Source organism: Pseudomonas helleri (assembly GCF_045830615.1).
GTDB lineage: Bacteria > Pseudomonadota > Gammaproteobacteria > Pseudomonadales > Pseudomonadaceae > Aquipseudomonas > Aquipseudomonas helleri.
In genome coordinates, this window is record NZ_CP174501.1 from 4,356,896 (window position 1) to 4,380,145 (window position 23,250).

The 23,250-nt window shown below is 59.8% G+C and carries 22 protein-coding genes; 9 read left to right on the forward strand and 13 right to left on the reverse strand.

Features of this window, described 5'->3' with window-relative positions; all coding sequences use genetic code 11:
• The first annotated feature begins 79 nt into the window (after positions 1-79).
• The 3 genes from dapE to ACJJU9_RS19685 all read left to right on the forward strand — a co-directional run bounded on the left by dapE (position 80) and on the right by ACJJU9_RS19685 (position 2,492).
• Positions 80-1,231 carry a succinyl-diaminopimelate desuccinylase gene (dapE, locus tag ACJJU9_RS19675; protein ID WP_407729346.1) on the forward strand — a complete coding sequence of 384 codons (1,152 nt, stop codon included), beginning with the start codon at positions 80-82 and terminating at the stop codon, positions 1,229-1,231.
• Positions 1,231-2,040, forward strand: coding sequence for a putative RNA methyltransferase (locus ACJJU9_RS19680; protein WP_153433891.1), 810 nt, complete (start codon positions 1,231-1,233; stop codon positions 2,038-2,040). The genes dapE and ACJJU9_RS19680 overlap by 1 nt, the downstream gene beginning before the upstream one ends.
• Before the next feature lie 80 nt (positions 2,041-2,120).
• A complete protein-coding gene (locus ACJJU9_RS19685; RefSeq protein WP_407729347.1) occupies positions 2,121-2,492 on the forward strand; it encodes a hypothetical protein in 372 nt (123 codons plus the stop codon).
• A 98-nt stretch (positions 2,493-2,590) separates the two neighbouring features.
• On the opposite strand, the gene ACJJU9_RS19690 is transcribed toward ACJJU9_RS19685, so the two are convergent.
• A complete protein-coding gene (locus ACJJU9_RS19690; RefSeq protein WP_048385582.1) occupies positions 2,591-2,800 on the reverse strand; it encodes a cold-shock protein in 210 nt (69 codons plus the stop codon).
• 241 nt (positions 2,801-3,041) lie between these two features.
• Here ACJJU9_RS19690 and plsB point away from each other — a divergent pair, with 241 nt between their 5' ends.
• Positions 3,042-5,549, forward strand: coding sequence for a glycerol-3-phosphate 1-O-acyltransferase PlsB (gene plsB, locus ACJJU9_RS19695; RefSeq protein ID WP_048385584.1), 2,508 nt, complete (start codon positions 3,042-3,044; stop codon positions 5,547-5,549).
• Between the two features lie 83 nt (positions 5,550-5,632).
• Positions 5,633-6,031 carry a YbaY family lipoprotein gene (locus ACJJU9_RS19700; RefSeq protein ID WP_153335869.1) on the forward strand — a complete coding sequence of 133 codons (399 nt, stop codon included), beginning with the start codon at positions 5,633-5,635 and terminating at the stop codon, positions 6,029-6,031.
• 128 nt (positions 6,032-6,159) lie between these two features.
• Here the strand turns inward: ACJJU9_RS19700 and ACJJU9_RS19705 are convergent, their stop codons facing one another.
• Complete coding sequence (locus tag ACJJU9_RS19705; RefSeq protein WP_407729348.1) at positions 6,160-9,225, reverse strand: efflux RND transporter permease subunit; 3,066 nt, start codon at positions 9,223-9,225, stop codon at positions 6,160-6,162.
• Between the two features lie 5 nt (positions 9,226-9,230).
• Complete coding sequence (locus ACJJU9_RS19710; protein WP_407729349.1) at positions 9,231-10,331, reverse strand: efflux RND transporter periplasmic adaptor subunit; 1,101 nt, start codon at positions 10,329-10,331, stop codon at positions 9,231-9,233.
• A gap of 90 nt (positions 10,332-10,421) precedes the next feature.
• Between ACJJU9_RS19710 and ACJJU9_RS19715 the strand changes: the two genes are divergently transcribed.
• Positions 10,422-11,060, forward strand: coding sequence for a TetR/AcrR family transcriptional regulator (locus ACJJU9_RS19715; RefSeq protein ID WP_153332039.1), 639 nt, complete (start codon positions 10,422-10,424; stop codon positions 11,058-11,060).
• A gap of 99 nt (positions 11,061-11,159) precedes the next feature.
• On the opposite strand, the gene ACJJU9_RS19720 is transcribed toward ACJJU9_RS19715, so the two are convergent.
• Positions 11,160-11,942, reverse strand: coding sequence for a class I SAM-dependent methyltransferase (locus ACJJU9_RS19720; RefSeq protein ID WP_353232128.1), 783 nt, complete (start codon positions 11,940-11,942; stop codon positions 11,160-11,162).
• Between the two features lie 92 nt (positions 11,943-12,034).
• Between ACJJU9_RS19720 and ACJJU9_RS19725 the strand changes: the two genes are divergently transcribed.
• On the forward strand, positions 12,035-12,655 hold the full coding sequence (locus ACJJU9_RS19725) for an energy transducer TonB (RefSeq protein WP_407729350.1): 621 nt from the start codon (positions 12,035-12,037) through the stop codon (positions 12,653-12,655).
• Here ACJJU9_RS19725 and ACJJU9_RS19730 read toward each other — a convergent pair.
• The 5 genes from ACJJU9_RS19730 to ppc all read right to left on the reverse strand — a co-directional run bounded on the left by ACJJU9_RS19730 (position 12,652) and on the right by ppc (position 18,297).
• A complete protein-coding gene (locus ACJJU9_RS19730; protein ID WP_331368019.1) occupies positions 12,652-13,521 on the reverse strand; it encodes a DUF72 domain-containing protein in 870 nt (289 codons plus the stop codon). The two genes, ACJJU9_RS19725 and ACJJU9_RS19730, sit on opposite strands and share 4 nt — an antisense overlap.
• Before the next feature lie 4 nt (positions 13,522-13,525).
• A complete protein-coding gene (locus tag ACJJU9_RS19735; RefSeq protein WP_048368132.1) occupies positions 13,526-13,822 on the reverse strand; it encodes a hypothetical protein in 297 nt (98 codons plus the stop codon).
• A gap of 128 nt (positions 13,823-13,950) precedes the next feature.
• Complete coding sequence (tsaB, locus tag ACJJU9_RS19740) at positions 13,951-14,637, reverse strand: tRNA (adenosine(37)-N6)-threonylcarbamoyltransferase complex dimerization subunit type 1 TsaB (RefSeq protein ID WP_048368133.1); 687 nt, start codon at positions 14,635-14,637, stop codon at positions 13,951-13,953.
• A gap of 95 nt (positions 14,638-14,732) precedes the next feature.
• Positions 14,733-15,380, reverse strand: a complete 648-nt coding sequence (adk, locus tag ACJJU9_RS19745) for an adenylate kinase (protein WP_048368134.1) — start codon at positions 15,378-15,380, stop codon at positions 14,733-14,735.
• A 286-nt stretch (positions 15,381-15,666) separates the two neighbouring features.
• The gene (gene ppc / locus ACJJU9_RS19750; protein WP_407729351.1) at positions 15,667-18,297 is read right to left on the reverse strand and encodes a phosphoenolpyruvate carboxylase; all 2,631 of its coding nucleotides are present in this window, start codon (positions 18,295-18,297) and stop codon (positions 15,667-15,669) included.
• A 269-nt stretch (positions 18,298-18,566) separates the two neighbouring features.
• Between ppc and ACJJU9_RS19755 the strand changes: the two genes are divergently transcribed.
• Together ACJJU9_RS19755 and ACJJU9_RS19760 are read left to right on the forward strand one after the other, a co-directional pair.
• Complete coding sequence (locus ACJJU9_RS19755; protein ID WP_048368136.1) at positions 18,567-18,980, forward strand: DUF4398 domain-containing protein; 414 nt, start codon at positions 18,567-18,569, stop codon at positions 18,978-18,980.
• A gap of 65 nt (positions 18,981-19,045) precedes the next feature.
• Positions 19,046-19,825: an OmpA family protein gene (locus tag ACJJU9_RS19760; protein ID WP_153373652.1), complete on the forward strand. Its 780-nt coding sequence runs from the start codon at positions 19,046-19,048 to the stop codon at positions 19,823-19,825.
• A gap of 218 nt (positions 19,826-20,043) precedes the next feature.
• Here ACJJU9_RS19760 and ACJJU9_RS19765 read toward each other — a convergent pair whose 3' ends face one another.
• Genes ACJJU9_RS19765 through ACJJU9_RS19780 form a run of 4 tightly spaced genes read right to left on the reverse strand, consistent with a single transcriptional unit; the run spans position 20,044 to position 23,139 of the window.
• A complete protein-coding gene (locus tag ACJJU9_RS19765; RefSeq protein ID WP_048385602.1) occupies positions 20,044-20,370 on the reverse strand; it encodes a hypothetical protein in 327 nt (108 codons plus the stop codon).
• Complete coding sequence (locus ACJJU9_RS19770) at positions 20,367-21,272, reverse strand: alpha/beta hydrolase (RefSeq protein ID WP_314916204.1); 906 nt, start codon at positions 21,270-21,272, stop codon at positions 20,367-20,369. The genes ACJJU9_RS19765 and ACJJU9_RS19770 overlap by 4 nt, the downstream gene beginning before the upstream one ends.
• 16 nt (positions 21,273-21,288) lie before the next feature.
• A complete protein-coding gene (locus tag ACJJU9_RS19775) occupies positions 21,289-22,566 on the reverse strand; it encodes a flavohemoglobin expression-modulating QEGLA motif protein (protein WP_048368141.1) in 1,278 nt (425 codons plus the stop codon).
• A gap of 24 nt (positions 22,567-22,590) precedes the next feature.
• Positions 22,591-23,139: a hypothetical protein gene (locus ACJJU9_RS19780; protein WP_407729352.1), complete on the reverse strand. Its 549-nt coding sequence runs from the start codon at positions 23,137-23,139 to the stop codon at positions 22,591-22,593.
• Positions 23,140-23,250 lie beyond the last annotated feature (111 nt).

Sequence of the window (23,250 nt, forward strand, 5' to 3'; positions counted from 1 at the left end):
TCTGGCCGCCGTTTTGCTTTAAGATAACCGCCCTTTTGTGCCGTGCCGCCCGCACTTGTCCCGCTTCGGAGTCCCTATCATGACGGCCCATGCCGACCTTTCGCCGACCCTGCAACTTGCCTGCGATCTGATTCGTCGCCCTTCTGTGACGCCGATCGACGCCGACTGCCAGAAGCTGATGATGCAACGCCTGGGTGATGCCGGCTTCAAGCTGGAACCGATGCGCATCGAAGACGTTGATAACTTCTGGGCCACCCACGGCAAAAACGAAGGCCCGGTGCTGTGCTTCGCCGGCCACACCGACGTGGTGCCAACCGGCCCGGTGCACGCCTGGCAGAACGACCCGTTTGACGCAGTGATCGACGAACACGGCATGCTCTGCGGACGCGGCGCCGCCGACATGAAGGGCAGCCTCGCGGCCATGCTGGTCGCCGCTGAGCGCTTTGTTACGGACTACCCGGACCACAAGGGTTCGGTCGCGTTTCTGATCACCAGCGACGAAGAAGGCCCGGCCCACCACGGCACCAAGGCGGTGGTCGAGCGTTTTGCCGCGCGCAACGAGCGTCTGGACTGGTGCATCGTTGGTGAACCGTCGAGCACCACCCTGGTCGGTGACGTGGTGAAAAACGGTCGTCGCGGCTCGCTGGGCGCCAAACTCACCGTTCGCGGTGTTCAGGGTCACGTTGCCTACCCGCACCTGGCCAAGAACCCGATCCACCTGGCGGCACCGGCGCTGGCTGAACTGGCCGCCGAGCACTGGGATGACGGCAACGCGTTCTTCCCGCCGACCAGCTTCCAGATCTCCAACCTCAACTCGGGCACCGGCGCGACCAACGTGATCCCCGGTGATCTGGTAGCGGTCTTCAACTTCCGTTTCTCTACCGAGTCCACCGTTGAAGGCTTGCAGCAGCGCGTCGCTGACATCCTCGACAAGCACGGCCTGGACTGGCACATCGAGTGGGCGCTGTCCGGCCTGCCGTTCCTGACCGAACCGGGCGCCCTGCTGGACGCCGTATCGTCGAGCATCAAACAGGTCACCGGCCGCGAAACCAAAGCCTCCACCAGCGGCGGCACCTCGGACGGGCGTTTTATCGCCACCTTGGGCACGCAAGTGGTTGAACTGGGCCCGGTCAACGCGACCATCCACCAGGTCAACGAGCGGGTACTGGCCAGCGATCTCGACGTGCTGACCGAGATCTACTACCACACCCTGATCAAGTTGCTCGCCTGATGCTCGCTTGCCCTATTTGCGCAGCGCCGCTGACGGCGCTCGACAATGGCGTGGCCTGCCCCGCGGGCCATCGCTTTGACCGTGCCCGCCAGGGCTATTTGAACCTGTTGCCGGTGCAGCACAAAAACAGCCGCGACCCTGGTGACAACCAGGCCATGGTTGAAGCCCGCCGCGATTTCCTCAACGCGGGCCACTATGCGCCGGTTGCCAAGCGTCTGGCCGAACTGGCCGCCGAGCGCGCGCCGCAGCGCTGGCTCGACATCGGCTGTGGCGAGGGCTACTACACCGCGCAAATCGCCGACGCCTTGCCCAATGCCGACGGTTACGCCCTGGACATCTCCCGTGAAGCGGTCAAGCGCGCCTGCAAGCGCAACCCGAACCTGAGCTGGCTGGTCGCCAGCATGGCGCGGGTGCCGATGGCTGATGCCAGCTGCCAGTTCCTTGCCAGCGTATTCAGCCCGCTCGACTGGCTTGAAGCCAAGCGTTTGCTCAGCCCTGGCGGCGGTTTGATGCGCGTAGGGCCGACCCGTGGCCACCTGATGGAGCTGCGTGAGCGGCTCTACGACGAGGTGCGCGACTACAGCGACGACAAGCATTTGGCCCTGGTGCCGGACGGCATGCAGTTGCAACACAGTGAAACACTGGAGTTCACCTTAAGCCTGAGCGAGCCCCAGGACCGCGCCAACTTGTTGGCCATGACCCCGCACGGCTGGCGCGCCAGTGCCGAACGCCGGGCACAGGTCATCGAAGACCCGGAGCCTTTAAAGGTGACGGTGTCCATGCGTTACGATTATTTCGTGCTTCAATAACCCTTTTACGGCCTGCCACCCCAGCGGCAGGCCCGACGAATCCGCGAATGGATTTTTCAGACACGCAGTGAGGACCATCCATGCGCCAGCCCGATATTGAGATTTACCTGAAGGACGCCACCCACAAAGAAATTGCCGCATGGCTTAGCACAGCGCTGGGCGAATGCACGGAGTGGGTGCAAAAAGGCCAAACATGGAAATGCACCGCCGGCACTGTTCCAGTGATCTGGTTGCCAAAGGCCGTGGGCAAGTGGAACAGCTTGTACCTGGAAAGCGACCAAACGCCGTGGGACGACGACATCGCCTGCGCCCGTGACGCCTTCAAGGCATTGAACGAAGAAGTCCGTTGCGCACCGGGCACATGGATTGAAGAAGAAGGCGAAGAAGACGCCGACCGCTGGATCCGCGTCAGCGCAGACGGCGAAGAAGAAATCACCTGGCGCACGTCCTGATCCATACAGCAATACCCTGCAGGAGCGAGCTTGCCTCGCGATCTTTTTAAAGGATCAAAAGATCGCGAGGCAAGCTCGCTCCTACACGTTTTGTGGGGTTACAGCCCTACCACGTCTTCTGCCTGAAACCCTTTGTTACCGGCCACGCGGGTGTATTCAACCTGCTGGCCTTCGGTCAAGGAACGATGGCCTTCACCGCGAATCGCGCGGTAATGCACAAACACATCACCCTCGCTTTCACTCTGGATAAAACCGTAGCCTTTGGCGTCGTTGAACCATTTCACATTGCCAGTCAAACGTGTGCTCATAGATCCTTCCCCCTTTTTATTTTTTGAATGGGCGCATTGGTTGGCCCGCCAAGAACTTTTACTCGAACTTAACTTTCCAAGACCTTGTCTTACGCCATAAGGCGAAAGAGGGTCGAGTATATGTCAGCGCGAAGAACACTCAATCAATATTAGTTCGCTGCTTTTTTGCCGATTTTCCAGAGATACGGCACACTACCAACCCGAGTAAACACTCGTTTTAATCCACTAACGCAGAAGCCGTATGACCCGCTCCCCATTCCACCGTCTCGTCTTTGGCGCCCTGCGTCGCTTGCTGTACCTGTGGGTACGTTCGGAGACTATTAACCAGTCCTCCCTGGCGCTGAGCCTGGACCGCAGCCGACCGGTGTTCTACGTCCTGCAATCGCCGTCGATCACCGAGCTGGCGGTGGTCGATGCCGAGTGCACCAAAGTGGGTCTGCCACGCCCGGTATTGCCCGTTGCCGTCGGGGCCATGACCGAACCCGCTGCGTTCTTTTACCTGACCCCCGAGCCCGATTGGCTCGGCCGTCAGGACAAACGCGGCGCGCCGCCCACGTTGACCCGTCTGGTCGATGGCCTGACCCACAACCCGACTGAGGATGCACAAATCATTCCGGTCAGCGTGTTCTGGGGCCAATCACCCGACAGCGAGTCCAGCCCATGGAAGCTGCTGTTTGCCGACAGCTGGGCGGTTACCGGGCGTCTACGCCGCCTGTTACGCATTCTGATTCTGGGTCGAAAAACCCGTGTGCAGTTCTCTGCGCCGATCCATTTGCGCGAGCTGATCGACCTCAACAAAGGTCACGAGCGTACGGTGCGCATGGCCCAACGCATTTTGCGTGTGCATTTTCGTAACCTTAAAATCTCCACCATCGGCCCCGACCTCTCGCACCGGCGCACGTTGGTCAAAGGCCTGGTCAATGAGCCCGCGGTTCGTCAGGCCATCCTCGATGAGGCCCAGCGCGAGAATATTTCCCCGGAAAAAGCCAAGGCCCAGGCCCTGCGCTATGCCAATGAAATAGCCTCGGACTACACCTACACCGCCATCCGCTTCTTTGAAGTGATCCTGAGCTGGTTCTGGAACAAGATTTACGACGGCGTCAAAGTCAACGACATCAAGGGCGTGCAAGACGTCGCACAAGGCCACGAGATCATCTACGTGCCGTGCCACCGCAGCCACATTGACTACCTGCTGCTGTCCTACCTGCTGTTTCGCAACGGCCTGACCCCGCCGCATATTGCCGCCGGGATCAACCTCAACATGCCGGTGATCGGCCCGCTGCTACGGCGCGGCGGGGCGTTTTTCATGCGCCGCACGTTCAAGGGCAACCCGCTGTACACCTCGGTGTTTAATGAGTACATGCACACCCTGTTCACCAAAGGCTTCCCGGTGGAGTACTTCGTGGAAGGCGGGCGCTCGCGCACCGGGCGTATGCTGCAACCGAAAACCGGGATGCTGGCCATCACCCTGCGCAGCTTCTTGCGTTCTTCACGCACCCCCATCGTCTTTGTCCCGGTGTACATCGGCTACGAGCGCGTGCTCGAAGGCCGCACGTACCTGGGCGAACTGCGCGGCGCGAGCAAGAAAAAAGAATCGATTTTCGACATCTTCAAAGTCATCGGCGCTCTGAAACAGAAGTTTGGTCAGGTGGCGGTCAACTTTGGCGAGCCGATCAAACTGGCGGAGTTTCTCGATCAGGAACAACCCGACTGGCGCAAGCAAGAGCTGGCACCGCTGTACCGGCCCGACTGGTTGAATGCCACCACCAACCGCCTGGGCGAGAAAGTCGCCCGACACCTCAACGAAGCGGCGGCGATCAACCCGGTCAACCTCGTGGCGCTGGCCTTGTTGTCGACCAGCAAACTGGCACTCGACGACCGGGCGATGGCGCGGGTGCTGGACCTGTACCTGGCGTTGCTGCGGCGCGTGCCTTACTCGCCGCACACCACCCTGCCCGAGGGCGATGGCCAGGCCTTGATCGAACACGTCAAAGCCATGGACTTGCTGTCTGAGCAAAGTGACGCGCTGGGCAAAATCCTCTATCTGGATGAGCAGAACGCGGTACTGATGACGTACTACCGCAACAACGTGCTGCACATCTTTGCCCTGCCCGCCTTGCTGGCCAGCTTCTTCCAAAGCTCGTCACGCATGACCCGCGAGCAAATCCTGCGCTACACCCGCGCACTCTACCCGTACCTGCAATCGGAGCTGTTTATCCGCTGGTCACTGGACGAGCTCGACGGTGTGGTTGATCAATGGCTGGAAGCTTTTGTCGAGCAAGGGTTGCTGCGTTTCGAAAACGATATCTACCTGCGCCCGGCCCCCAGCTCACGGCACTTTGTACTGCTGACGCTGCTGTCCAAGAGCATTGCGCAAACCCTGCAGCGCTTCTACATGGCCATCTCGCTGCTGCTTAACAGCGGCCAGAACACATTGAGCAGTGAAGAACTGGAAGACCTGTGCACGATGATGGCCCAGCGCCTGTCGATCCTGCACGGGCTCAACGCTCCCGAGTTTTTCGACAAGAGCCTGTTCCGTCACTTTATCGAGACATTGCTGGAGCAAGACGTGCTGCGCCGCGATGCCAACGGCAAGCTGAGCTATCGTGAAGTGCTGGGTGAACTGGCCGAAGGCGCGGCTAAACGCGTGCTGCCGCCTGAGATTCGCCTGTCGATCCGCCAGGTGGCACTGCATCGCAGTGAAGATGCACAAGACCAACCACCACCGTCGCTCGAAAAAACGCCTTAACCAAGAACACCCGGCCACTCATGCAGTGATTGGCCGGGTGTACACATCGGCGACTTTATTCTTTTAGCCCTTTGGAAACTGCCATGAAAAAAATCCTTTTACTCAGCCTCACGGCCTTGCTCGGAGCCTGCAGCTCGATGAACTCCACTCCGCAAGCCACCCTCGACGGCGAAGTGTTTTACCTGCAACGCATCGCCCTGCCGCCCACCGCCACCCTTGAAGTGAGCCTGCAAGACGTGTCGCTGGCCGACGCCCCGGCCGTGACCCTGGCCAAGCAAAGCGGCACCATCAAAGGCCAGGTGCCACTGCCGTTCCACCTCACTTACAACCCGGCAGACGTCAAGCCTGGGCACACCTATGCGGTGAGCGCGCGGATCGAAGAAGACGGTAAATTGCTGTTTATCAGTACCGAACGCAACAGCGTTGACCTGAACGCCAAAACCCTGCAACCGATTCGCTTGCGCGTCGATCAGGTGCGTTAAGCCAACATCACCTGCTGACTCCTCTGTGGGAGCGGGCTTGCTCGCGATGGCAGCAACGCGGACATGCAGAACCACCGCACCGTCAGCATCGCGAGCAAGCCCGCTCCCACAGGTTATTTAGCCTTCTCTCAGGGCTTTTTCACCCTGAACCACGCGGCATACAGCGCTGGCAAGAACAGCAGCGTCAAAGCCGTGGCCACGATCAGGCCGCCCATGATCGCCACCGCCATCGGGCCGAAGAACACGCTGCGTGACAGCGGAATCATCGCCAGCACCGCCGCCAGGGCGGTCAGCACAATCGGCCGGAACCGCCGCACTGTCGCTTCAATAATCGCCTGCCACGGGGCCAGCCCCGCCGCCTTGTCCTGCTCGATCTGGTCCACAAGGATCACCGAGTTACGCATGATCATCCCTGACAACGCGATGGTGCCGAGCAACGCCACAAAGCCAAACGGCTTGTTGAACACCAGCAAAAACAGGGTCACACCGATCAACCCCAGCGGCGCGGTCAAAAACACCATCGCCATGCGCGAGAAGCTGCGCAGTTGCACCATCAGCAACGTCAGCACCACCACGATAAACAGCGGTACGCCCGCTTTCACCGAGTCCTGGCCGCGTGTGGAGTCTTCCACGGTGCCGCCCACTTCCAGCAAATAGCCATCCGGCAGTTCAGCGCGAACCCCTTCCAGGGTCGGCAAAATCTGCTGTACCAAAGTAGCCGGTTGCTCCTTGCCGTAGATGTCAGCGCGCACGGTGACCGTCGGCAAGCGGTTGCGGTGCCAGATGATGCCTTCTTCGAAGCCATATTCCAGCGTCGCGATTTGCGACAGGGCAACGCTCTGGCCGTTGTCAGTGGGCACCGACAAACTCGGCAGCAACGACAACTCGGTCCGCTCCTGAGGGGTGCCGCGCAGCAGGATCTCGATCAACTCGTTGTCTTCGCGGTACTGGCTGACGGTCGAGCCCAGCAAGGTACTTTGCAGAAACCGCGACAGGTTGGCGGTGCTCACGCCCAACGCCCGCGCGCGGTCCTGATCGACATTGAGGTACACCACCTTGCTCGGTTCTTCCCAGTCCAGGTGCACGTTCACCACGTGCGGGTTTTCACGCACCTTGGCCGCCGCTTTCCGCGCCAGCGCCCGGACTTCTTCGATGTGTTCGCCGGTCACCCGGAACTGCACCGGGTACCCCACAGGCGGGCCGTTTTCCAGGCGGGTGACCCGCGCCCGCACCGTGGGGAACTGCTCGTTCAAGGTATCAATCAGCCAGGTGCGCAGGCTTTCACGGTCTTCAATGGTCTTGGCCAGCACCACAAACTGGGCGAAGCTGGCTGCCGGCAATTGCTGGTCCAGCGGCAAGTAAAAGCGCGGCGAACCGGTGCCCGCGTAGGCCACGTAGTTCTCGATGCCGGGGTGATCCTTGAGGAGGTTTTCCAGGCGTTTGACCTGCTCCGTGGTGTTGCTCAGCGAAGCGCCTTCGGCCAGCTTCAAGTCGACCATCAGTTCAAAGCGGCTGGAGGCCGGGAAGAACTGCTGCGGGACAAACTTGAACAGCACCACCGAGCCCAAAAACAGCAGCACGGTCAGCGTGATGACGGTTTTTCGGCGGCGTACGCACCACTCCACCAAACGTCGAATGCGCTGATAAAACGGTGTGCCGTACGGGTCCGGAGCGCCCGCGCCGGTGCCGTGTTTGGCGGCATGCAGCTTGGCCAGATCCGGCAACAGCAACGCGCCCAGATACGGCACGAACACCACGGCAGCGATCCATGACGCCAGCAGCGCGATGGTGACGACCTGGAAAATCGAGCGGGTGTATTCCCCAGTGCTCGACTGCGCCATGGCAATCGGCAAAAAGCCCGCCGCCGTGATCAGCGTGCCGGTGAGCATAGGGAACGCGGTGCTGGTCCAGGCAAAACTCGCCGCCTTGAGCCGGTCGTAGCCCTGCTCCATCTTGATCGCCATCATTTCAACGGCAATGATCGCGTCGTCCACCAGCAGGCCCAGCGCCAGCACCAGCGCGCCCAGCGAGATCTTGTGCAGGCCGATGCCGAAGTAATGCATGGTGGCAAATGTCATCGCCAGCACCAGCGGGATGGTCAGGGCCACCACCATGCCGGTGCGCACGCCCAGCGAGAAGAAACTCACCAGCAACACGATCGCCAGGGCCTCCACCAGCACCTGGACAAATTCGCCGACGCTGGTTTTTACCGCAGCCGGCTGATCCGACACCTTGGCCAGTTTCATGCCGGCCGGTAGGTTGCGTTGCAGACGCTCAAATTCGACTTCCAGCGCTTTGCCCAGCACCAGAATGTCGCCGCCGTCTTTCATCGCCACGGCCAGGCCAATAGCGTCCTGCCCCATAAAGCGCATGCGCGGTGCCGGTGGATCATTGAACCCACGGCGCACATCGGCCACGTCGCTGATGCGCAACGTGCGCTCACCCACCCGAATCGGGAAGCGTTCGATCTCTTCAACGGTTTTGAAATTACCGCTGACGCGCAATTGCACGCGCTCGGTCGGGGTCTCAAAAAAACCTGCGGTCGATACCGCGTTCTGTTCTTGAAGCGCTTGTTGCACCGCCGCCAACGGCAAGCCCAAGGTCGCCAGTTTCAGGTTGGACAGTTCGATCCAGATCTTTTCATCTTGCAGGCCGAGCAACTCCACCTTTCCCACATCCTTGACCCGTTGCAGCTGAATCTGGATGCGGTCGGCGTAGTCCTTGAGGACCGCGTAGTCGTAACCTTCGCCACTCAGGCTGTAGATATTGCCGAAGGTGGTGCCGAATTCATCGTTGAAAAACGGCCCCTGCACGTCAGGCGGCAAGGTATGGCGAATGTCGCTGATTTTTTTGCGCACCTGATACCACAGGTCCGGGATGTGCGAAGAGTCCATCGAGTCGCGGGCCATAAAGGTCACTTGCGATTCGCCAGGCCGGGAAAACGAAACAATGCGCTCGTATTCGCCGGTCTCCATCAGCTTCTTTTCGATTCGCTCAGTAACCTGACGCGACACTTCCTCAGCGGTCGCACCCGGCCACAAGGTACGAATGACCATGGCCTTGAAGGTGAACGGCGGGTCTTCGCTTTGTCCTAATTTGGTGTACGAAAGCGCACCAACCACGGCCAGCAACAGCATCAAGAACAGCACGATCTGGCGGTTGCGCAGCGCCCAGGCGGAAAGGTTGAAACCCATCGGGATTACTCCTTCACCGCGACATTGATCGTTCGGTTGGAACGATCAATAGGTCGTACCTCCTGCCCCTGATGCAGCACGTGCACGCCAGCCGAGACAATCCAGTCATTGGCCTTGAGCCCTTCGAGCACCGGCACGCTGTTCTCGCCAAACGGCCCGACCCGCACAGGCACCTGCTCCAGCTTGTTGCCCTGGCCAACGCGCCACACATAGGTCGCGCCGTTTTCTGCGGTCAGGGCCGAGAGCGGTACCGACAGGGGGCTCACCCCTTCGCTCGGGATAAAGACCCGGGCACTTTGGCCCAGCTCGGCAGGGACTTTGCCTTCGGTGAAAGCGATTCGGGCAGCGAAGGTGCGCGATTTTGGATCGGCAGACGGCGACAGCTCACGAATCCGCCCACTGAAGCGCTGGCCCGGCTGCGACCACAGTTCAACCTCAACCGGCAGGCCGATCTTGAAGCGGCCAAAGGCTTGCTCCGGCAAACTGATCAGCACCTCACGCTCGCCATCGGCGGCCAGGGTAAACACGGTTTGACCGGCGGCAACCACTTGCCCCACTTCGACCTGACGCTGGGCTATCACGCCGTCTTGTGGCGCGCGCAACACGGCATAACTGGCCTGATTGCTGGCCACGTCCTGCTCGGCCTTGAGCTGCTGGAGCTTGGCCTCACCGGCGCGGTAGAGGTTTTCGGCATTGTCGAACTGCGAACGGCTGACCATCTGGCGGTCGAGCAAGGTTTTGTAGCGATCACGCTCGGCACGCACCAGATTCAAATTGGCCTGCCCCGCCGTGACTTGCGCGCGGGTGGCATCCAGTTGCAGCCGTACGTCTTGCGGGTCGAGTTCTGCCAGCGGCTGATTCGCCTTGACCCGCTCGCCTTCATCCACCAGGCGCTTGGTCACTTTGCCGCCGATACGGAACGCCAACTGCGGGTCAAACCGTGCTCTCACCTCGCCCGGATAACTTTGCATCGCCAACGCCGAAGGCTGCGGCTGAACCACCAGCGCCGGGCTAACAGTGACTTTGACGGGCAGCTCCTGCCCACACGCAGACAGCAAAAACACCAGACAGACAGGCAAAGCGCGGGGCAAGGCATGGCGCAACATGGGGATGACCTTTCGCTAATGAGGCTTGGAATATTTATACTGGACGGCATGTTATTAATACTAAACTCACCAGTCCAGTAATAAACGGATATGTCTGACGATCATTTACCCCCCACTGCACTCGGACGCCCCAAGGACATGGCAAAACGCCAGGCCATCCTTGATGCGGCGAAATCCCTGTTTCTGACCCATGGCTATGCCAACACCAGCATGGATGCGGTCGCGACCCTGGCGGGGGTCTCAAAACTGACGGTCTACAGCCATTTCACCGACAAAGAGACGCTGTTCTCCTCGGCGATCCTCGCCAAGTGCTCTGAACAATTGCCGGATTTGTTTTTTGAACTGCCCGACGGCGTTCCGATTGAAACGGTCTTGCTCGCCATTGGCCGGGGTTTTGTGGCGCTGATCAACAGCGAAGAGTCGCTCAACCTGCATCGATTGATGGTGACCCTGGGCACCCAGGACCCGAAGCTGTCGCAGATCTTTTTTGAGGCGGGGCCGGAGCGGGTGGTGCTGGAAATGGAGCGCCTGCTGAACAAGATTCACAACACTGGCGCCCTGCGCATTGAGCGTGCGCATTACGCGGCGGAGCACTTCTTTTGCATGCTCAAGGGCTCGCCCAACTTTCGCCTGCTGTATGGCTACGGCGGCGTGCTGACCGACGAAGAAACCGAGGCGCATATACAGGAAGTGGTCGAAGTGTTTATGCGGGCTTATCGGGCGGACTGAAAGGCCCACACCCCCTGTAGGAGCGAGCTTGCCTCGCGATCTTTTTAACGATCAAAAGATCGCGAGGCAAGCTCGCTCCTACAGGGGGATTTATAGCGCTTAAGGCTTCAACGCTTTCTTCGGGTAGATGTCGTAACGGCTCGATTTGCCGTCCAGCGCGTGGCTCGGCTTGGGTCCGGCAATGCACGGGGCCTTGCGCGGGCGTTTGACCACCACGCGGTGGGTGGCCAGCGCCAACGCCGCCTCAAGCAAGGCCGGTGCGTCGTTGTCATCCCCTACTAACGGGCGGAACAGGCGCATTTCTTTCTTCACCAGGGCGGTTTTCTCTCGGTGCGGGAACATCGGGTCGAGGTAGATCACCTGCGGCGGTTCGCCCTCCCAGTTGCGCATTACGTCAATCGAGTTGCCTTTGAGCAAGTGCATGCGCGACACAATCGGCGCCACCTCAAAGTCGTCCAGGCCACGGGCCAAACCGTCTTCCAGCAAGGCGCCGATCAAGGGCTGGCGCTCGATCAGGCTCATCTCGCAGCCCAGGCTCGCCAGCACGAATGCGTCCTTGCCCAGCCCCGCCGTGGCATCCAGCACGCGCGGGCGCACGCCCTGCTGAATCCCCACGGCCTTGGCGATCATTTGCCCGGTGCCGCCACCAAACAAACGCCGGTGAGCTGCGCCGCCTTCGACAAAATCGACCCGCACCGGGCCGGGGGCATCAGGGCCCAGCTGTTGCAACTGCAAACCCTGGTCGCCGATCTGCAAGGCAAAGTCAGCCTGCGGCTCGTCCAACGGCAGCCCCAGGCGCTCAGCCCATTGCTCGGCCAGGGCCTGATAAGCCTCGTCCAACGCTTCGACTTTGATACGACTGCCCGCTGCTTGCTCAATCATTTAAAACACGCTCAAAAATTTAATGATCGGCAAACGCTGCCGATAAATGAAATATCCGGCATTTTGCCAGAGCTGGGCGTCGACCGAGAGCTATGTCAGACATTCATTCCGCATCCATCGGCTTTATCGCCCCCATTGGCGACTTTGGCCGACACAATTCGCAAGTCACAGGCAGCGTCAATCACCTGTGGAAGGACTTCTATGCCCAGGCCATGGCAGAGCAGTCGGCGACGGATGAATTCCCGGCCATCGAAATGCCCCTCGCGGCGGCGGACGAAAATGCCGAGCCCGGCGGCGGCAATGATCTCCTGAGCGCCATCGTGACTCAGCGCCATTGCGACGTGCAGGACACCGAAATCAAACCGCCCGAAGCGTTGTTCTTGCCAATCGCTGAGTTCGAGCTGGATTTGCTGCCGCCCATCCCGCTGCCCTTCCCGCCTGATGTCATCGCCGAACAACAGCACCAGCAGGCGTTCAACGAAGTCTGGGTTCGTCCATTGGTCATGGCCCAAGGTCAGCCGTTGCCCGAACCGGGCCCGGCGCCTGAGCCTCGGCCTTTGCACTTGCCGATTGCCGAATTTGAAATGGACCTGCTGGACAAACCCGCCGAGCCATTCGACGCGGCCACCTTGAGTGAACAGCAACACGCGATGGACTTTGATCTCGCCTGGGCACGCCCATTAATCGTCAATAACCTGCGCCTGGCGGCTTAAAGCAGCCCCAGTTGCTCGGTGGTTTGCGGCGTGTGCAAGTGGGCCAGTGCGGGCAGCCCCGGCAAGCGCTCAGTCAATTGCTGATGAAAACGCCGTGCCAGCTCCGGTGCCCGGTGGTTGTCCGGGGTGTGCAGAAACACATAGGGCGTGCGGCCTTCTTCGATCCAGCCAGCGACTTTCTCCACCCAGGGTTTCAAATAAGGGTCATTGGCCTGCAGCTCCGGGCGCCCGATAAAGCGCACTTGCGGGCATTGGGTAAACGCCGCCGGGCGCGGCGGCACTTTGGGCTTTTTCGACTGGGCATGCAGCACCGCCGGGTCGCTGGAGTCGCAACTGAACAGTGCCCGCGGATCAAGGCAAATACGCTCGACCCCGCGCTCCATCAACACGCGATTGAGCAAGCGCTCGGCATCGCCCTTGGCAAAAAACTCCGGGTGACGCACCTCAACGGCCAATGGCCGCTGCAGGTCGTCGATAAAGCTCACCAGTTCAGCCAGACGCTGCGGCCCGAAGCTTGCGGGCAGTTGCAGCCAGAACGGCGCCACGCGCGGCCCCAGTGGCTTTAACAATTGCAGGAAGCTTTCGATTGCCTGCCCTTGCTCACGCAAATCGCCGCCGTGGCTGATCTCACGGGGGAACTTGGCCGTAAAGCGAAAATGTTCGGGCATGCTGCTTGCCCAACGCGCCACCGTGGCGGGCTTGGGGCTGGCATAGAACGTGGTGTTGCCTTCAACGGTATTGAACACCTGCGCGTACAGGCTCAAAAACTCGGTGGATTGGGCATTTTGGGGGTACAGGCCTTCGCGCCAGGCGTTTTCACTCCAGGACGGGCAGCCGAGGTAATAAGGCAGTTGGGCATCAGTCATGCCGTCAAATGTACAGGTCCAGCCCCATCACTTCTATTTCCCAATCAACAAAGCCTTGGGTAGTCAGGTAACTGGCGAGGGCGCTGGCGGCGTTTTTGCTCATCCCGCGCTGGAAAATCATGTCCTGGGAACGCACCGGCAGTTGGCTGATGCGCTCACCCGACGAGGCCTGGCGAGTAACTTGCGGCAGGTTTTCAAGTTCAGCCGGGCTGTCTTCTACCGACTCATCAACCTGCACCTTGCCTTTACGCGGCTTGCGCTTGATGGGGTAAGACTGGGAGGAAAAGCCGTCAATACGCATAAGTGCAAGCTCGGTAGCGGTATTGGCAATTTAGCGGCGTTGGCCCGACTAAGCAAATAGCCGGATGACCAACTGTAGGAGCGAGCTTGTCTCGCGATCTTTTAAACACCAAAAGATCGCGAACAGACCTAGATAAGGCCACGCTCGGCGCGGGTTGCCGCCACTTTGTCGCGCAGGTACACCGGCTGCGCATCGTCGGCGCGGATGGCTTCGCCGCGCGCCCAGGCAAAACGCGCCAGGGTCAGCAAGTCTTCAGCGTGAGGCAACATACCAGCGTCCAGCGCCGTTGGTTTGACGTTCAAGCGCTCGGCATAGCCCCAGCCGGTGCCTGCACCGAACCAGTCACCGCTGGCACCGTCCGGCAACGCAGCGGCTTCAGGTGGCAACACCGCTTCGACGCCTTGCAGGCGCATTTCACCGGCCTGCTCGCGGTAGCAACCCCAATACACTTCGTCCATGCGCGCATCAATGGCCGATGCCACCTGGGTCGCGCCGTGCTCGCGATAGGCACGCTGGGCCAATGCTGCCAGGTTGGAGATCGGCAATACCGGGCGCTCCAGAGCAAAGGCCAGGCCTTGCACCACACCGATGGCGATGCGCACACCGGTAAACGCACCCGGCCCGCGACCAAAGGCAATCGCCTCGACCGCCGACAGCTCAACGCCAGCCTGGGCCAGCAGCTCTTTAATCATCGGCAACAGCTTTTGTGCATGCAGGCGCGGGATCACCTCGTAGTGGCTTGTGACCTTGCCATCGTGCAGCAAGGCAACAGAGCAAGCTTCAGTCGCGGTATCCAGGGCCAGCAAGGTGCTCATCGGTGTTCCCGTCAGAATCAAAATTGAAAAAAGTGCAGCAGTATAAACAACAACAGCCCGCAAGCGGGCTGTTGTCACCAAGCAAAATCGACTTATCAGCTCAGGGCTGCAAGCACCTTGGCGGTGATCGATTCTACCGAGCCAACACCGGCGATGTGGCTGTACTTGGGTTTGCCTTGGGCAGACTCAAGCTTCTGGTAGAAATCCACCAGCGGCTTGGTTTGCGAATGGTAAACCGACAGGCGGTGACGAACGGTTTCTTCGGTGTCGTCTTTACGCTGAACCAGGTCTTCACCGGTCACGTCGTCTTTACCTTCAACCTTTGGCGGGTTGTGCGCGATGTGGTAAACGCGGCCCGACGCTTCGTGAACGCGACGACCGGCGATGCGCTGAACGATTTCTTCGTCTTCAACGGCGATTTCAACCACATGATCCAGCTCTACACCGTTGTCGACCAGTGCTTGAGCTTGTGGGATGGTGCGCGGGAAACCGTCAAACAGGAAACCGTTGACGCAATCTGGCTGAGCAATGCGCTCTTTGACCAGGTTGATGATCAGGTCGTCAGAAACCAGACCACCGCTGTCCATGATGCTTTTAGCTTTCTGGCCCAGTTCGGTGCCAGCCTTGACCGCAGCACGCAACATATCGCCAGTGGAGATTTGCGGGATGCCAAATTTTTCAGTGATGAACTTCGCCTGAGTACCTTTACCGGCCCCGGGAGCTCCCAGCAGAATTACGCGCATCGATGTGCTCCTCAATTTTTTATTTAAATGACAACAGACTCGCCTCTTGGGGCCAATCTCAAAATCGGGTAATGGCCGCAAAACAGGCCAAAGGGCTGACCAAGATACACAGCCGTTCCGGACCACACAAGCGGGCCAAAGTAGGAATAATCACTGCTAAAGCAGCCCTTGCGACCGGGTGTCACAGGTCGCAACCCTGGCAAAAAGTGTCGCGCCGGGGCCGGATCAGGCCATGAAAAGCCCCGATGTTTGGCACCACGGCGCGACTTTTGACTAGCGAACGAGCTTAGCCGGTGTTGCGCAAACCCGCTGCGATCCCCGCCACAGTCACCAGCAGCGCTTGTTCCAGAGGGCTGTCCTGATCGGTTTGCTGGCGTCGCGAACGCGCCAGCAGCTCAGCCTGCAACAAGTGCAGCGGGTCAAGGTAGGTGTTGCGCAAGCGGATGAACTCCAGCGTGTCCGGGCTGTGCGCCATCAGTTGAGACTGCCCGGTCAAACCCAGTACCACCTCGCACGCCTGCGACAATAAGTCGCGTAAGTGCGCACCCAAAGGCAGCAATTCAGGGGCCACCAGACGTTCGTCATAGAGCCGGGCGATGTCAGCATCCGCTTTGGCCAGGACCATTTCCAGCATGTCGATGCGGGTGCGGAAGAACGGCCACTGCTCGCGCATTTGCGCCAGTTGCTCTCCTTCACCGCGCGCCAGCGCCTGGCTGAGCGCGGTTTCCCAGCCGAGCCAGGCGGGCAGCATCAGGCGGGTTTGAGTCCAGCCGAAAATCCACGGGATGGCGCGCAAGCTTTCAATCCCGCCTGCACGGCGCTTGGCCGGGCGACTGCCCAAGGGCAAGCGGCCCAGTTCCTGTTCCGGGGTGGACTGGCGGAAATACTCGACAAATTGCGGGTTGTCGCGCACCACCGAGCGGTAGGCCTTGACCCCGTCGTCGGCCAGTTCGTCCATCAGTACTCGCCAACCCGGCTCAGGCAGCGGCGGTGGCAGTAACGTGGCTTCGAGTACCGCCGACAGGTACAGGTTGAGGTTTTGCTCGGCGATGTCGGGCAGGCCAAATTTAAAGCGGATCATTTCGCCCTGTTCGGTGGTACGGAAACGCCCCGCCACCGAGCCCGGCGGTTGCGACAGAATCGCCGCATGCGCCGGGCCGCCGCCACGCCCCACGGTACCGCCACGGCCATGAAACAGCAGCAGGTCGACGTGTTGCTCGCGGCAAATATTCACCAGGTTTTCTTGCGCCCGGTACTGCGCCCACGCCGCTGCCGTGGTGCCGGCATCCTTGGCCGAATCGGAGTAGCCGATCATCACTTCCTGCGGCCCGTGCAGGCGTGAGCGGTAACCCGGCAACAGCAACAGGCGCTCAATCACCGGCCCGGCATTGTCCAGGTCGGCCAGGGTTTCAAACAGTGGCACCACGCGCATCGGACGCTCAAGCCCGGCCTCTTTGAGCAGCAGTTGCACCGCCAGCACGTCAGAAGCCGCACCCGCCATGGAGATCACGTATGAGCCCAGCGAAGCCCCCGGCGCAGCTGCCACCTCACGGCATGTGGCCAGCACTTCGGCCGTCTCGGCGGCGGGTTTGAAGTAACCCGGCAACAGCGGGCGCCGGTTATTCAATTCGCGCATCAGGAAGATCAGACGCGCGTCTTCATCCCAGTCTTCATAGCGGCCAAGGCCCAGGTAATCGGTAATTTCAGTCATGGCCGAGGTGTGCCGGGCCGCGTCCTGACGCACATCCAGGCGCACCAGGAACAGACCAAACGTCACCGCCCGACGCAGGCAATCGAGCAGCGGCCCGTCAGCAATCACGCCCATGCCACAGGCGTGCAGCGACGTGTAACACAGCTTCAAGGGTGCCAGCAGGTCCTGGTTGTCGCTCAACACACCTTCGGGCGCAGGTTGTGCGCTGTGCAAGGCGCTCTGCGCCCAGGCCCGGGTGATACGCAAGCGTTCACGCAATTGTTTAAGCACCGCGCGGTACGGTTCGGCGCTCTCCCCCGCCACCGCGAGCAATTCATCGGTGGCCTGCTGCATGGACAGATCGGCGGCGAGTTTATCGATGTCACGCAGGTACAAATCGGCGGCCATCCAGCGCGCCAGCAAGAGCACTTCGCGGGTGACCGTGGCGGTCACGTTGGGGTTGCCATCACGGTCGCCACCCATCCACGAAGCAAAGCGAATGGGCGCTGAATCCAGCGGTAAATGCAGCCCGGTGGCCTCGTGCAACGCCGCGTCGACGGTGCGCAGCATGTTGGGCAGCGCCTGCCACAACGAGTGTTCAATAACGGCAAAACCCCACTTGGCCTCATCCACGGGTGTAGGCCGGGTACGGCGGATTTCTTCGGTGTGCCAGGCTTCGGCGATCAAGCGCTGCAAGCGCTCTTCGATTCGCGACTTCTCGGCCAGGGTCAGATCCCGGTGATCTTGAGCCGCCAGTTGCTCGGCAATCGCGTCGTATTTTTGGATCAAGGTGCGGCGCGTGACTTCGGTCGGATGGGCCGTGAGCACCAGCTCAATCTCAAGGCTGCTGAGTTGTTGCGCCAGCGAGTTCGCGTCATGCCCTTCGGCCAGCAAGCGGTTCAACAACGTGGGCAGCACCTGCGACTCAAACGGTTGCGGCTGGTCATCGCCACGCCGGTGAATCAACTGGTATTGCTCGGCGATATTAGCCAGGTTCAAAAACTGGTTGAACGCCCGCGCGACCGGCAACACTTCGTTATCGCTGAGCGCATCGAGAATGGCGCTCAATTCTTCGCCCGGAGTACCGTGCCGGTCGTCTTTGGCACCCTGGCGGATGCGTTCGATCTTGGCGAGAAACGCGTCGCCGTATTGGTCACGAATCGTATTACCCAACAGCTCACCCAGCAGGTGAACATCATCGCGCAAGCGTGCATCAATATCGGTCATCAGCCATTTCTCCAGCAGATTCTGGGCGAGTTCGTGACCCAAGAGTGCGTCGCAATGGGCGTCGCTGGCAAGCCATGTGCGCGCTAAACAGCTAATTAGCCTATGACCCATCAGTCAGAAAATTTTTAGGCAAACTGCCATCTTTTTTTTTGAACTATTCAAATTTCGTTCAGGTCACAGCTTTTAACCATCACTGCAGGAACCTGCGTCCAACTGCTCCAGGTCACCCGACAGTTGTGATGGAGATGATGTATTTAAGGAGTTTCCTAATGGAGTTGAAGACCATGATGACCCGCACTGTCAAAACCACCTCTCCTCGCCTGCGCGGGCTGAAACTGGCTGCATTGGCGATCGGTGCCAGCTTCGTTTTAGCCGGTTGCGCTGGTAACCCGCCAACCGAGCAATACGCTGTAACGCAGTCGGCCGTGAACAACGCCGTCAGCGCTGGCGGTACTGAATACGCTCCAGTGGAAATGAAGTCGGCACAAGACAAGCTCAAACAAGCTGAGCTGGCCATGCACGACAAAAAATATGACGAAGCCCGTCGCCTGTCCGAACAAGCTGAATGGGACGCTCGCGTAGCAGAACGTAAAGCCCAGGCCGCCAAAGCCGAGAAGGCCGTTCAGGATGCTCAGAAAGCCGTCCAGCAACTGCGTCAGGAAGGCATGCGCGGCCTGCAATAACAGCCGCCCCTCTTTGATCGCAACTGGCGATACAGCATTCCTAATAGATAGAAAGGACAACTATTATGCGCAATACAGTAATGATCCCTGCCCTGCTGGCCCTGAGCGTTGGTTTGGCCGCGTGCTCGCACCAGCCGAACGTTAACCTGGAAAACGCCAAGAGCAACTACTCGGCCCTGCAAACCAACCCGGAAGCGACCAAGGTTGCAGCCCTTGAAACCAAAGACGCTGGCGAGTGGCTGGACAAGGCTGAAAAGGCCTACCTGGACAAAGAAAAAGAGTCCAAGGTTGACCAACTGGCTTACCTGACCAACCAGCGTGTTGAGCTGGCCAAGCAAACCATCGCCCTGCGTACCGCTGAAAACCAGCTGAAAAACGCCGGTTCCGATCGTGCCCAGGCCCTGCTGGACGCCCGTGATGCGCAAATCAAAAAGCTGCAAAGCCTGAACGCCAAGCAAACGGATCGCGGCACCCTGGTGACCTTTGGTGACGTGCTATTTGACTTCGACCAGGCCAACCTCAAGCCTAACAGCCGCGAAAGCATCGCGACCCTGTCCAACTACCTGATCCAGAACCCGGATCGCAAGGTGATTGTTGAGGGTTACACCGACAGCAAAGGCAGCGCCTCTTACAACCAGAACCTGTCCGAGCGTCGCGCCAATGCGGTTAAAGCGGCACTGGTACGTGCCGGTGTAGACCCATCGCGTATCGTTGCCCAGGGCTATGGCAAGGAATACCCGGTTGCTGACAACAGCAGCAACTCGGGCCGCGCTCAAAACCGCCGCGTTGAAGTGACCATCTCCAACGACAACCAGCCGGTTGCGCCACGCTCTTCGATCCAGTAAATCGATAAGCGTTAAATAAAAGCCCCGCCTGAGTGATCAGGCGGGGCTTTTTGTTGTATGGCTTTTCCCTCACCCCAGCCCTCTCCCGGGGGAGAGGGAGCTCTACCGACGTGTTCTCACATTCAGCGTCAGGCTCACAGATCGCCAAAAATCTGCATCAGCCCGCAATCAGTCCCCTCTCCCTCTGGGAGAGGGCTAGGGTGAGAGCGCTTTTGCTCTTAAGGTTGCAGCTTCGGCGTTTCTTGCCCCATGCAATGCACGGCCTGTTTTTTGTTGTTGACCAACACCCCGGTCAGGCCTTTCTGTTCGGTATCAAACAGCACCACGATGCCGTCAATGCACTGCGCCACCTGGTTGGCCGGGGTCAGGGAAACTTTGTAGTCCTCGCCCGGCAAGGTCTTGAGCATGGTGAAGTCGTTGAGCAGCAACGCATCCTCAGGCTTGGCGAAGTGCAGGTAACCGTAGTACCACAGGCAGCCCACCGTACCGATGATGGTGCCGATGCCAGTGAGGATCAGGGGGATGGCGTTACGCTCTTCACTCATTGCGGGGTCTCTGTTTCGGGAGCTTTAGTCGGCGGGTAATTGGGGATCTCCCCCAGTCGCCGCACACCGTTGAAATGTTGCGGGTCTTCAAGATAACGCAGCATCACTTGGCGCCAGGTCGGGTCACCAAACGTTTGCACGTGACCGCCCCGGGTCAGTTGCAACACCTTGGGCGGCGGCGCGGCCTGGTACAGACGGATGCCGTTGGACAGCGGGACGATCGGGTCGTCCATGCTGTGAAAAATCAGCACGGGCACGTCTTTCATGTCCGGCATGGCGTACACCGCACTGTCTGCGTCAGGCACCAACCACGACAGCGGCACTTGCAAGGGCCAGGTCAGCCAGGACGTGCTCAGGGCAAACTGCCCCACTTCGCGGTAACTGGCCGGCACACCATCAAGCACCACAGCCTTGAGCCGGGCGCGCTGCTGCGGGTGCTGGCTCAGGTAATGAACGCCCATGGCCCCGCCCAGGCTTTGCCCCAGCACAATCAGCGGCTGCCCCTGCACGGACGGTTGTTGCTCTAACCAGTCAAAGGCGGCGTCGATGTCCTGATACACCGCTGGCAAGCCCGGCTTGCCCTGCGACAGGCCATAACCGCGATAGTCGAGCATCAGCACTTGATAGCCCTGCTCGGGCAACCAGGCCACGGCGCCCAGGTGGTACGCCAGATTGCCGCCATTGCCATGCAGGTGCAGCACGGTGCCCTTGAGCGGCACGCCGGGCTTGGCCGGCAGCCACCAACCATGCAGTTGCGTGCCATCGCCGGCAGTGAGGTTGACGTCTTTGTAGGCAAGGCCCGCCGCCGTCGGGGTAATCGGCTGGCCAGGTTCGGGGTAAAACAACAATGAGCTGCATCCGCTGAGGGCGAGCAGCAGGCAGAGTGCAGCCAGGGTTTTCATTGAGAGGATCGCCTTGTCACAAAATATTGGAGTAGTCGGCTTCGATCCGGTCCAGGCTCAAGTGGTTGAGGAAGTTGGAGAAGCACATCCATGCCGACAAGGCGTTCATGTCGCGGAACTGGTCCGGCAGGTATTTAGGCGCAACCACTAATCCTTCATCGACCAACTGGCGCAAGGTACGCATGTCTTCCAGCGTGGTCTTGCCACAGAACAGCAGCGGCACTTGTTCGAGCTTGCCCTTACGCACGGCCAACTGAATGTAGTTGTAAACCATGATGAAGCCTTTGAGGTAGGACAAGTCTTTGGTGAATGGCAGTCCATTTGGCACCGAGCCACGGAAAACCCGACTCGCGTTGCCGTAGCTTTCTGGCATCTCGAACCCCTGATCACGGAAGAACTGATACACCTGCATAAAGTCCGCGCCCTCTTCCACCATGTGGATGGCGCGGGTGCGGTTGGTCAGTTTGCGCAGGCGGCTCGGGTAGGAGGCAAAGGTGATGACTTCCATCAAAATCGCCAGCCCTTCCTGAGTCACGGTCGATGAGGGCGGGCCTTTGGACAGGAAGGTGCAAATCGGCTGGTTCTGGCCATTGAGCGTGGTGCCCACGTGCACCAGCCCTTCGTGTACTTCGAGGGCGCGCACGTCACGCTCGTTGAACATCGCATCGCTGCGGATCTTGATGTAGTCGGCGCCGGCCGCTGCGTCCGCGACGATACCGTCCGACTCAAACACCCGGATGGTTTCTTCGCACTCGCCAAAGACCTTGTTGAGCCGGCTTTGCAGCAGGTTGACCGCATCTTTGGCGGTCAGGTTTTTGGCTTCGTCCTTGAGGTCGCCACGCCCGTCGATGTTGTCCAGGTAATCGGACATCATCAGGCCCAGATCGGCCAGCGTCGGATCACCGGCATGGAACGCGTCGGAAGCAGCGCCGTACAACTCTTGGGAAATCAGCCCGAAGTCTTCAGTGCCGCGGGCTTCGAGCATGCGCACCACCATTCGGTACTCTTTGCACATGCGCCGCATGATCTGCCCGACCGGGTTGAACTGCCCCAGTTGCCGGGTAATGTCGCGCTCAATGTGCTGGAACTCTGACTTGACCGCACTGGAGTCAAAAGACAGCGGCCGCGACAAGTAATAGTCACGGCTGACTGCTGGCATCTCTTTGCCTTTGGCCTTTAAAAAACCCTGCCGGATGCTGTCATCCCACTTCACCGCATCCAGCACGCGGATCGGCGCCTGGGCCAGCACAATGCGGTCTGACAACGTACGTATGGTGCGCTGGTAATCGTCCACCCGCGGCTCCTTGATTAAATGCGGTTACTTGATCGCACGCTGATAGCGGGCCACTTCGACAAAGACGTCCGAATTAGCAGGATCATCGAGGTATGCAAAAACTGTAGCTGATGGGCTCTGGATCTGTACGCCTGAGCCTTCAGACGTTTCGACCGGCTCACCGTTCAAGGTCGACTGGCCTATCGCCTGCTTGATCTGGTCAAGGTCCAGGTCGTACACCACCAACTCGCCGTTGTCGTTCACCTCAAAACCATTGAGGGTGTAGCCACCGCCCAGCTTGGCCGGCAAATTGGCCGAGGCGTACCAGCGGCTGCCGTGGCGAGCAACGATAAAGGTGTAACGATCACGCGCCTTGGGTTCGCCCTTGGGGTAGACCACGGCTTCGTAGCGAGTCTTGTCGACGGCGCGGATATTCAGGTTGCGCGCCTCGCCCCAGGCATCCTTGCTGGTCCATTTTCCGAGCAGTTGTTTTGGCGCTGGCTGGGCCGCAATCGGTGCGTCTTTAAACGTCACCAGGCACCCGCTCAACATCAAAAATGACAATGCCACCAGCAATACGCGCCACACTTTCATGCCTGCATCCTTCTATAGAGCGGCCAGGACTCATTGAGTAGGGCCTGATATTCCATCCGACTGACAATCGCCGTCAACCGTTGGGCAGTTTGCCGGGTTCAATCTTGCGCC

Excerpts from the sequence above, each read along its gene's own strand:
- ACJJU9_RS19730 (WP_331368019.1), bottom strand. The coding sequence starts at position 13,521 with ATGACTGATGCCCAACTGCCTTATTACCTCGGCTGCCCGTCCTGGAGT.
- plsB (WP_048385584.1), top strand. The coding sequence starts at position 3,042 with ATGACCCGCTCCCCATTCCACCGTCTCGTCTTTGGCGCCCTGCGTCGC.
- dapE (WP_407729346.1), top strand. The coding sequence starts at position 80 with ATGACGGCCCATGCCGACCTTTCGCCGACCCTGCAACTTGCCTGCGAT.
- ACJJU9_RS19710 (WP_407729349.1), bottom strand. The coding sequence starts at position 10,331 with ATGTTGCGCCATGCCTTGCCCCGCGCTTTGCCTGTCTGTCTGGTGTTT.
- ACJJU9_RS19720 (WP_353232128.1), bottom strand. The coding sequence starts at position 11,942 with ATGATTGAGCAAGCAGCGGGCAGTCGTATCAAAGTCGAAGCGTTGGAC.
- ppc (WP_407729351.1), bottom strand. The coding sequence starts at position 18,297 with ATGACCGATATTGATGCACGCTTGCGCGATGATGTTCACCTGCTGGGT.
- tsaB (WP_048368133.1), bottom strand. The coding sequence starts at position 14,637 with ATGAGCACCTTGCTGGCCCTGGATACCGCGACTGAAGCTTGCTCTGTT.
- ACJJU9_RS19725 (WP_407729350.1), top strand. The coding sequence starts at position 12,035 with ATGTCAGACATTCATTCCGCATCCATCGGCTTTATCGCCCCCATTGGC.
- adk (WP_048368134.1), bottom strand. The coding sequence starts at position 15,380 with ATGCGCGTAATTCTGCTGGGAGCTCCCGGGGCCGGTAAAGGTACTCAG.
- ACJJU9_RS19705 (WP_407729348.1), bottom strand. The coding sequence starts at position 9,225 with ATGGGTTTCAACCTTTCCGCCTGGGCGCTGCGCAACCGCCAGATCGTG.
- ACJJU9_RS19685 (WP_407729347.1), top strand. The coding sequence starts at position 2,121 with ATGCGCCAGCCCGATATTGAGATTTACCTGAAGGACGCCACCCACAAA.
- ACJJU9_RS19715 (WP_153332039.1), top strand. The coding sequence starts at position 10,422 with ATGTCTGACGATCATTTACCCCCCACTGCACTCGGACGCCCCAAGGAC.
- ACJJU9_RS19780 (WP_407729352.1), bottom strand. The coding sequence starts at position 23,139 with ATGAAAGTGTGGCGCGTATTGCTGGTGGCATTGTCATTTTTGATGTTG.
- ACJJU9_RS19755 (WP_048368136.1), top strand. The coding sequence starts at position 18,567 with ATGGAGTTGAAGACCATGATGACCCGCACTGTCAAAACCACCTCTCCT.
- ACJJU9_RS19765 (WP_048385602.1), bottom strand. The coding sequence starts at position 20,370 with ATGAGTGAAGAGCGTAACGCCATCCCCCTGATCCTCACTGGCATCGGC.
- ACJJU9_RS19770 (WP_314916204.1), bottom strand. The coding sequence starts at position 21,272 with ATGAAAACCCTGGCTGCACTCTGCCTGCTGCTCGCCCTCAGCGGATGC.
- ACJJU9_RS19735 (WP_048368132.1), bottom strand. The coding sequence starts at position 13,822 with ATGCGTATTGACGGCTTTTCCTCCCAGTCTTACCCCATCAAGCGCAAG.
- ACJJU9_RS19760 (WP_153373652.1), top strand. The coding sequence starts at position 19,046 with ATGCGCAATACAGTAATGATCCCTGCCCTGCTGGCCCTGAGCGTTGGT.
- ACJJU9_RS19700 (WP_153335869.1), top strand. The coding sequence starts at position 5,633 with ATGAAAAAAATCCTTTTACTCAGCCTCACGGCCTTGCTCGGAGCCTGC.
- ACJJU9_RS19690 (WP_048385582.1), bottom strand. The coding sequence starts at position 2,800 with ATGAGCACACGTTTGACTGGCAATGTGAAATGGTTCAACGACGCCAAA.
- ACJJU9_RS19680 (WP_153433891.1), top strand. The coding sequence starts at position 1,231 with ATGCTCGCTTGCCCTATTTGCGCAGCGCCGCTGACGGCGCTCGACAAT.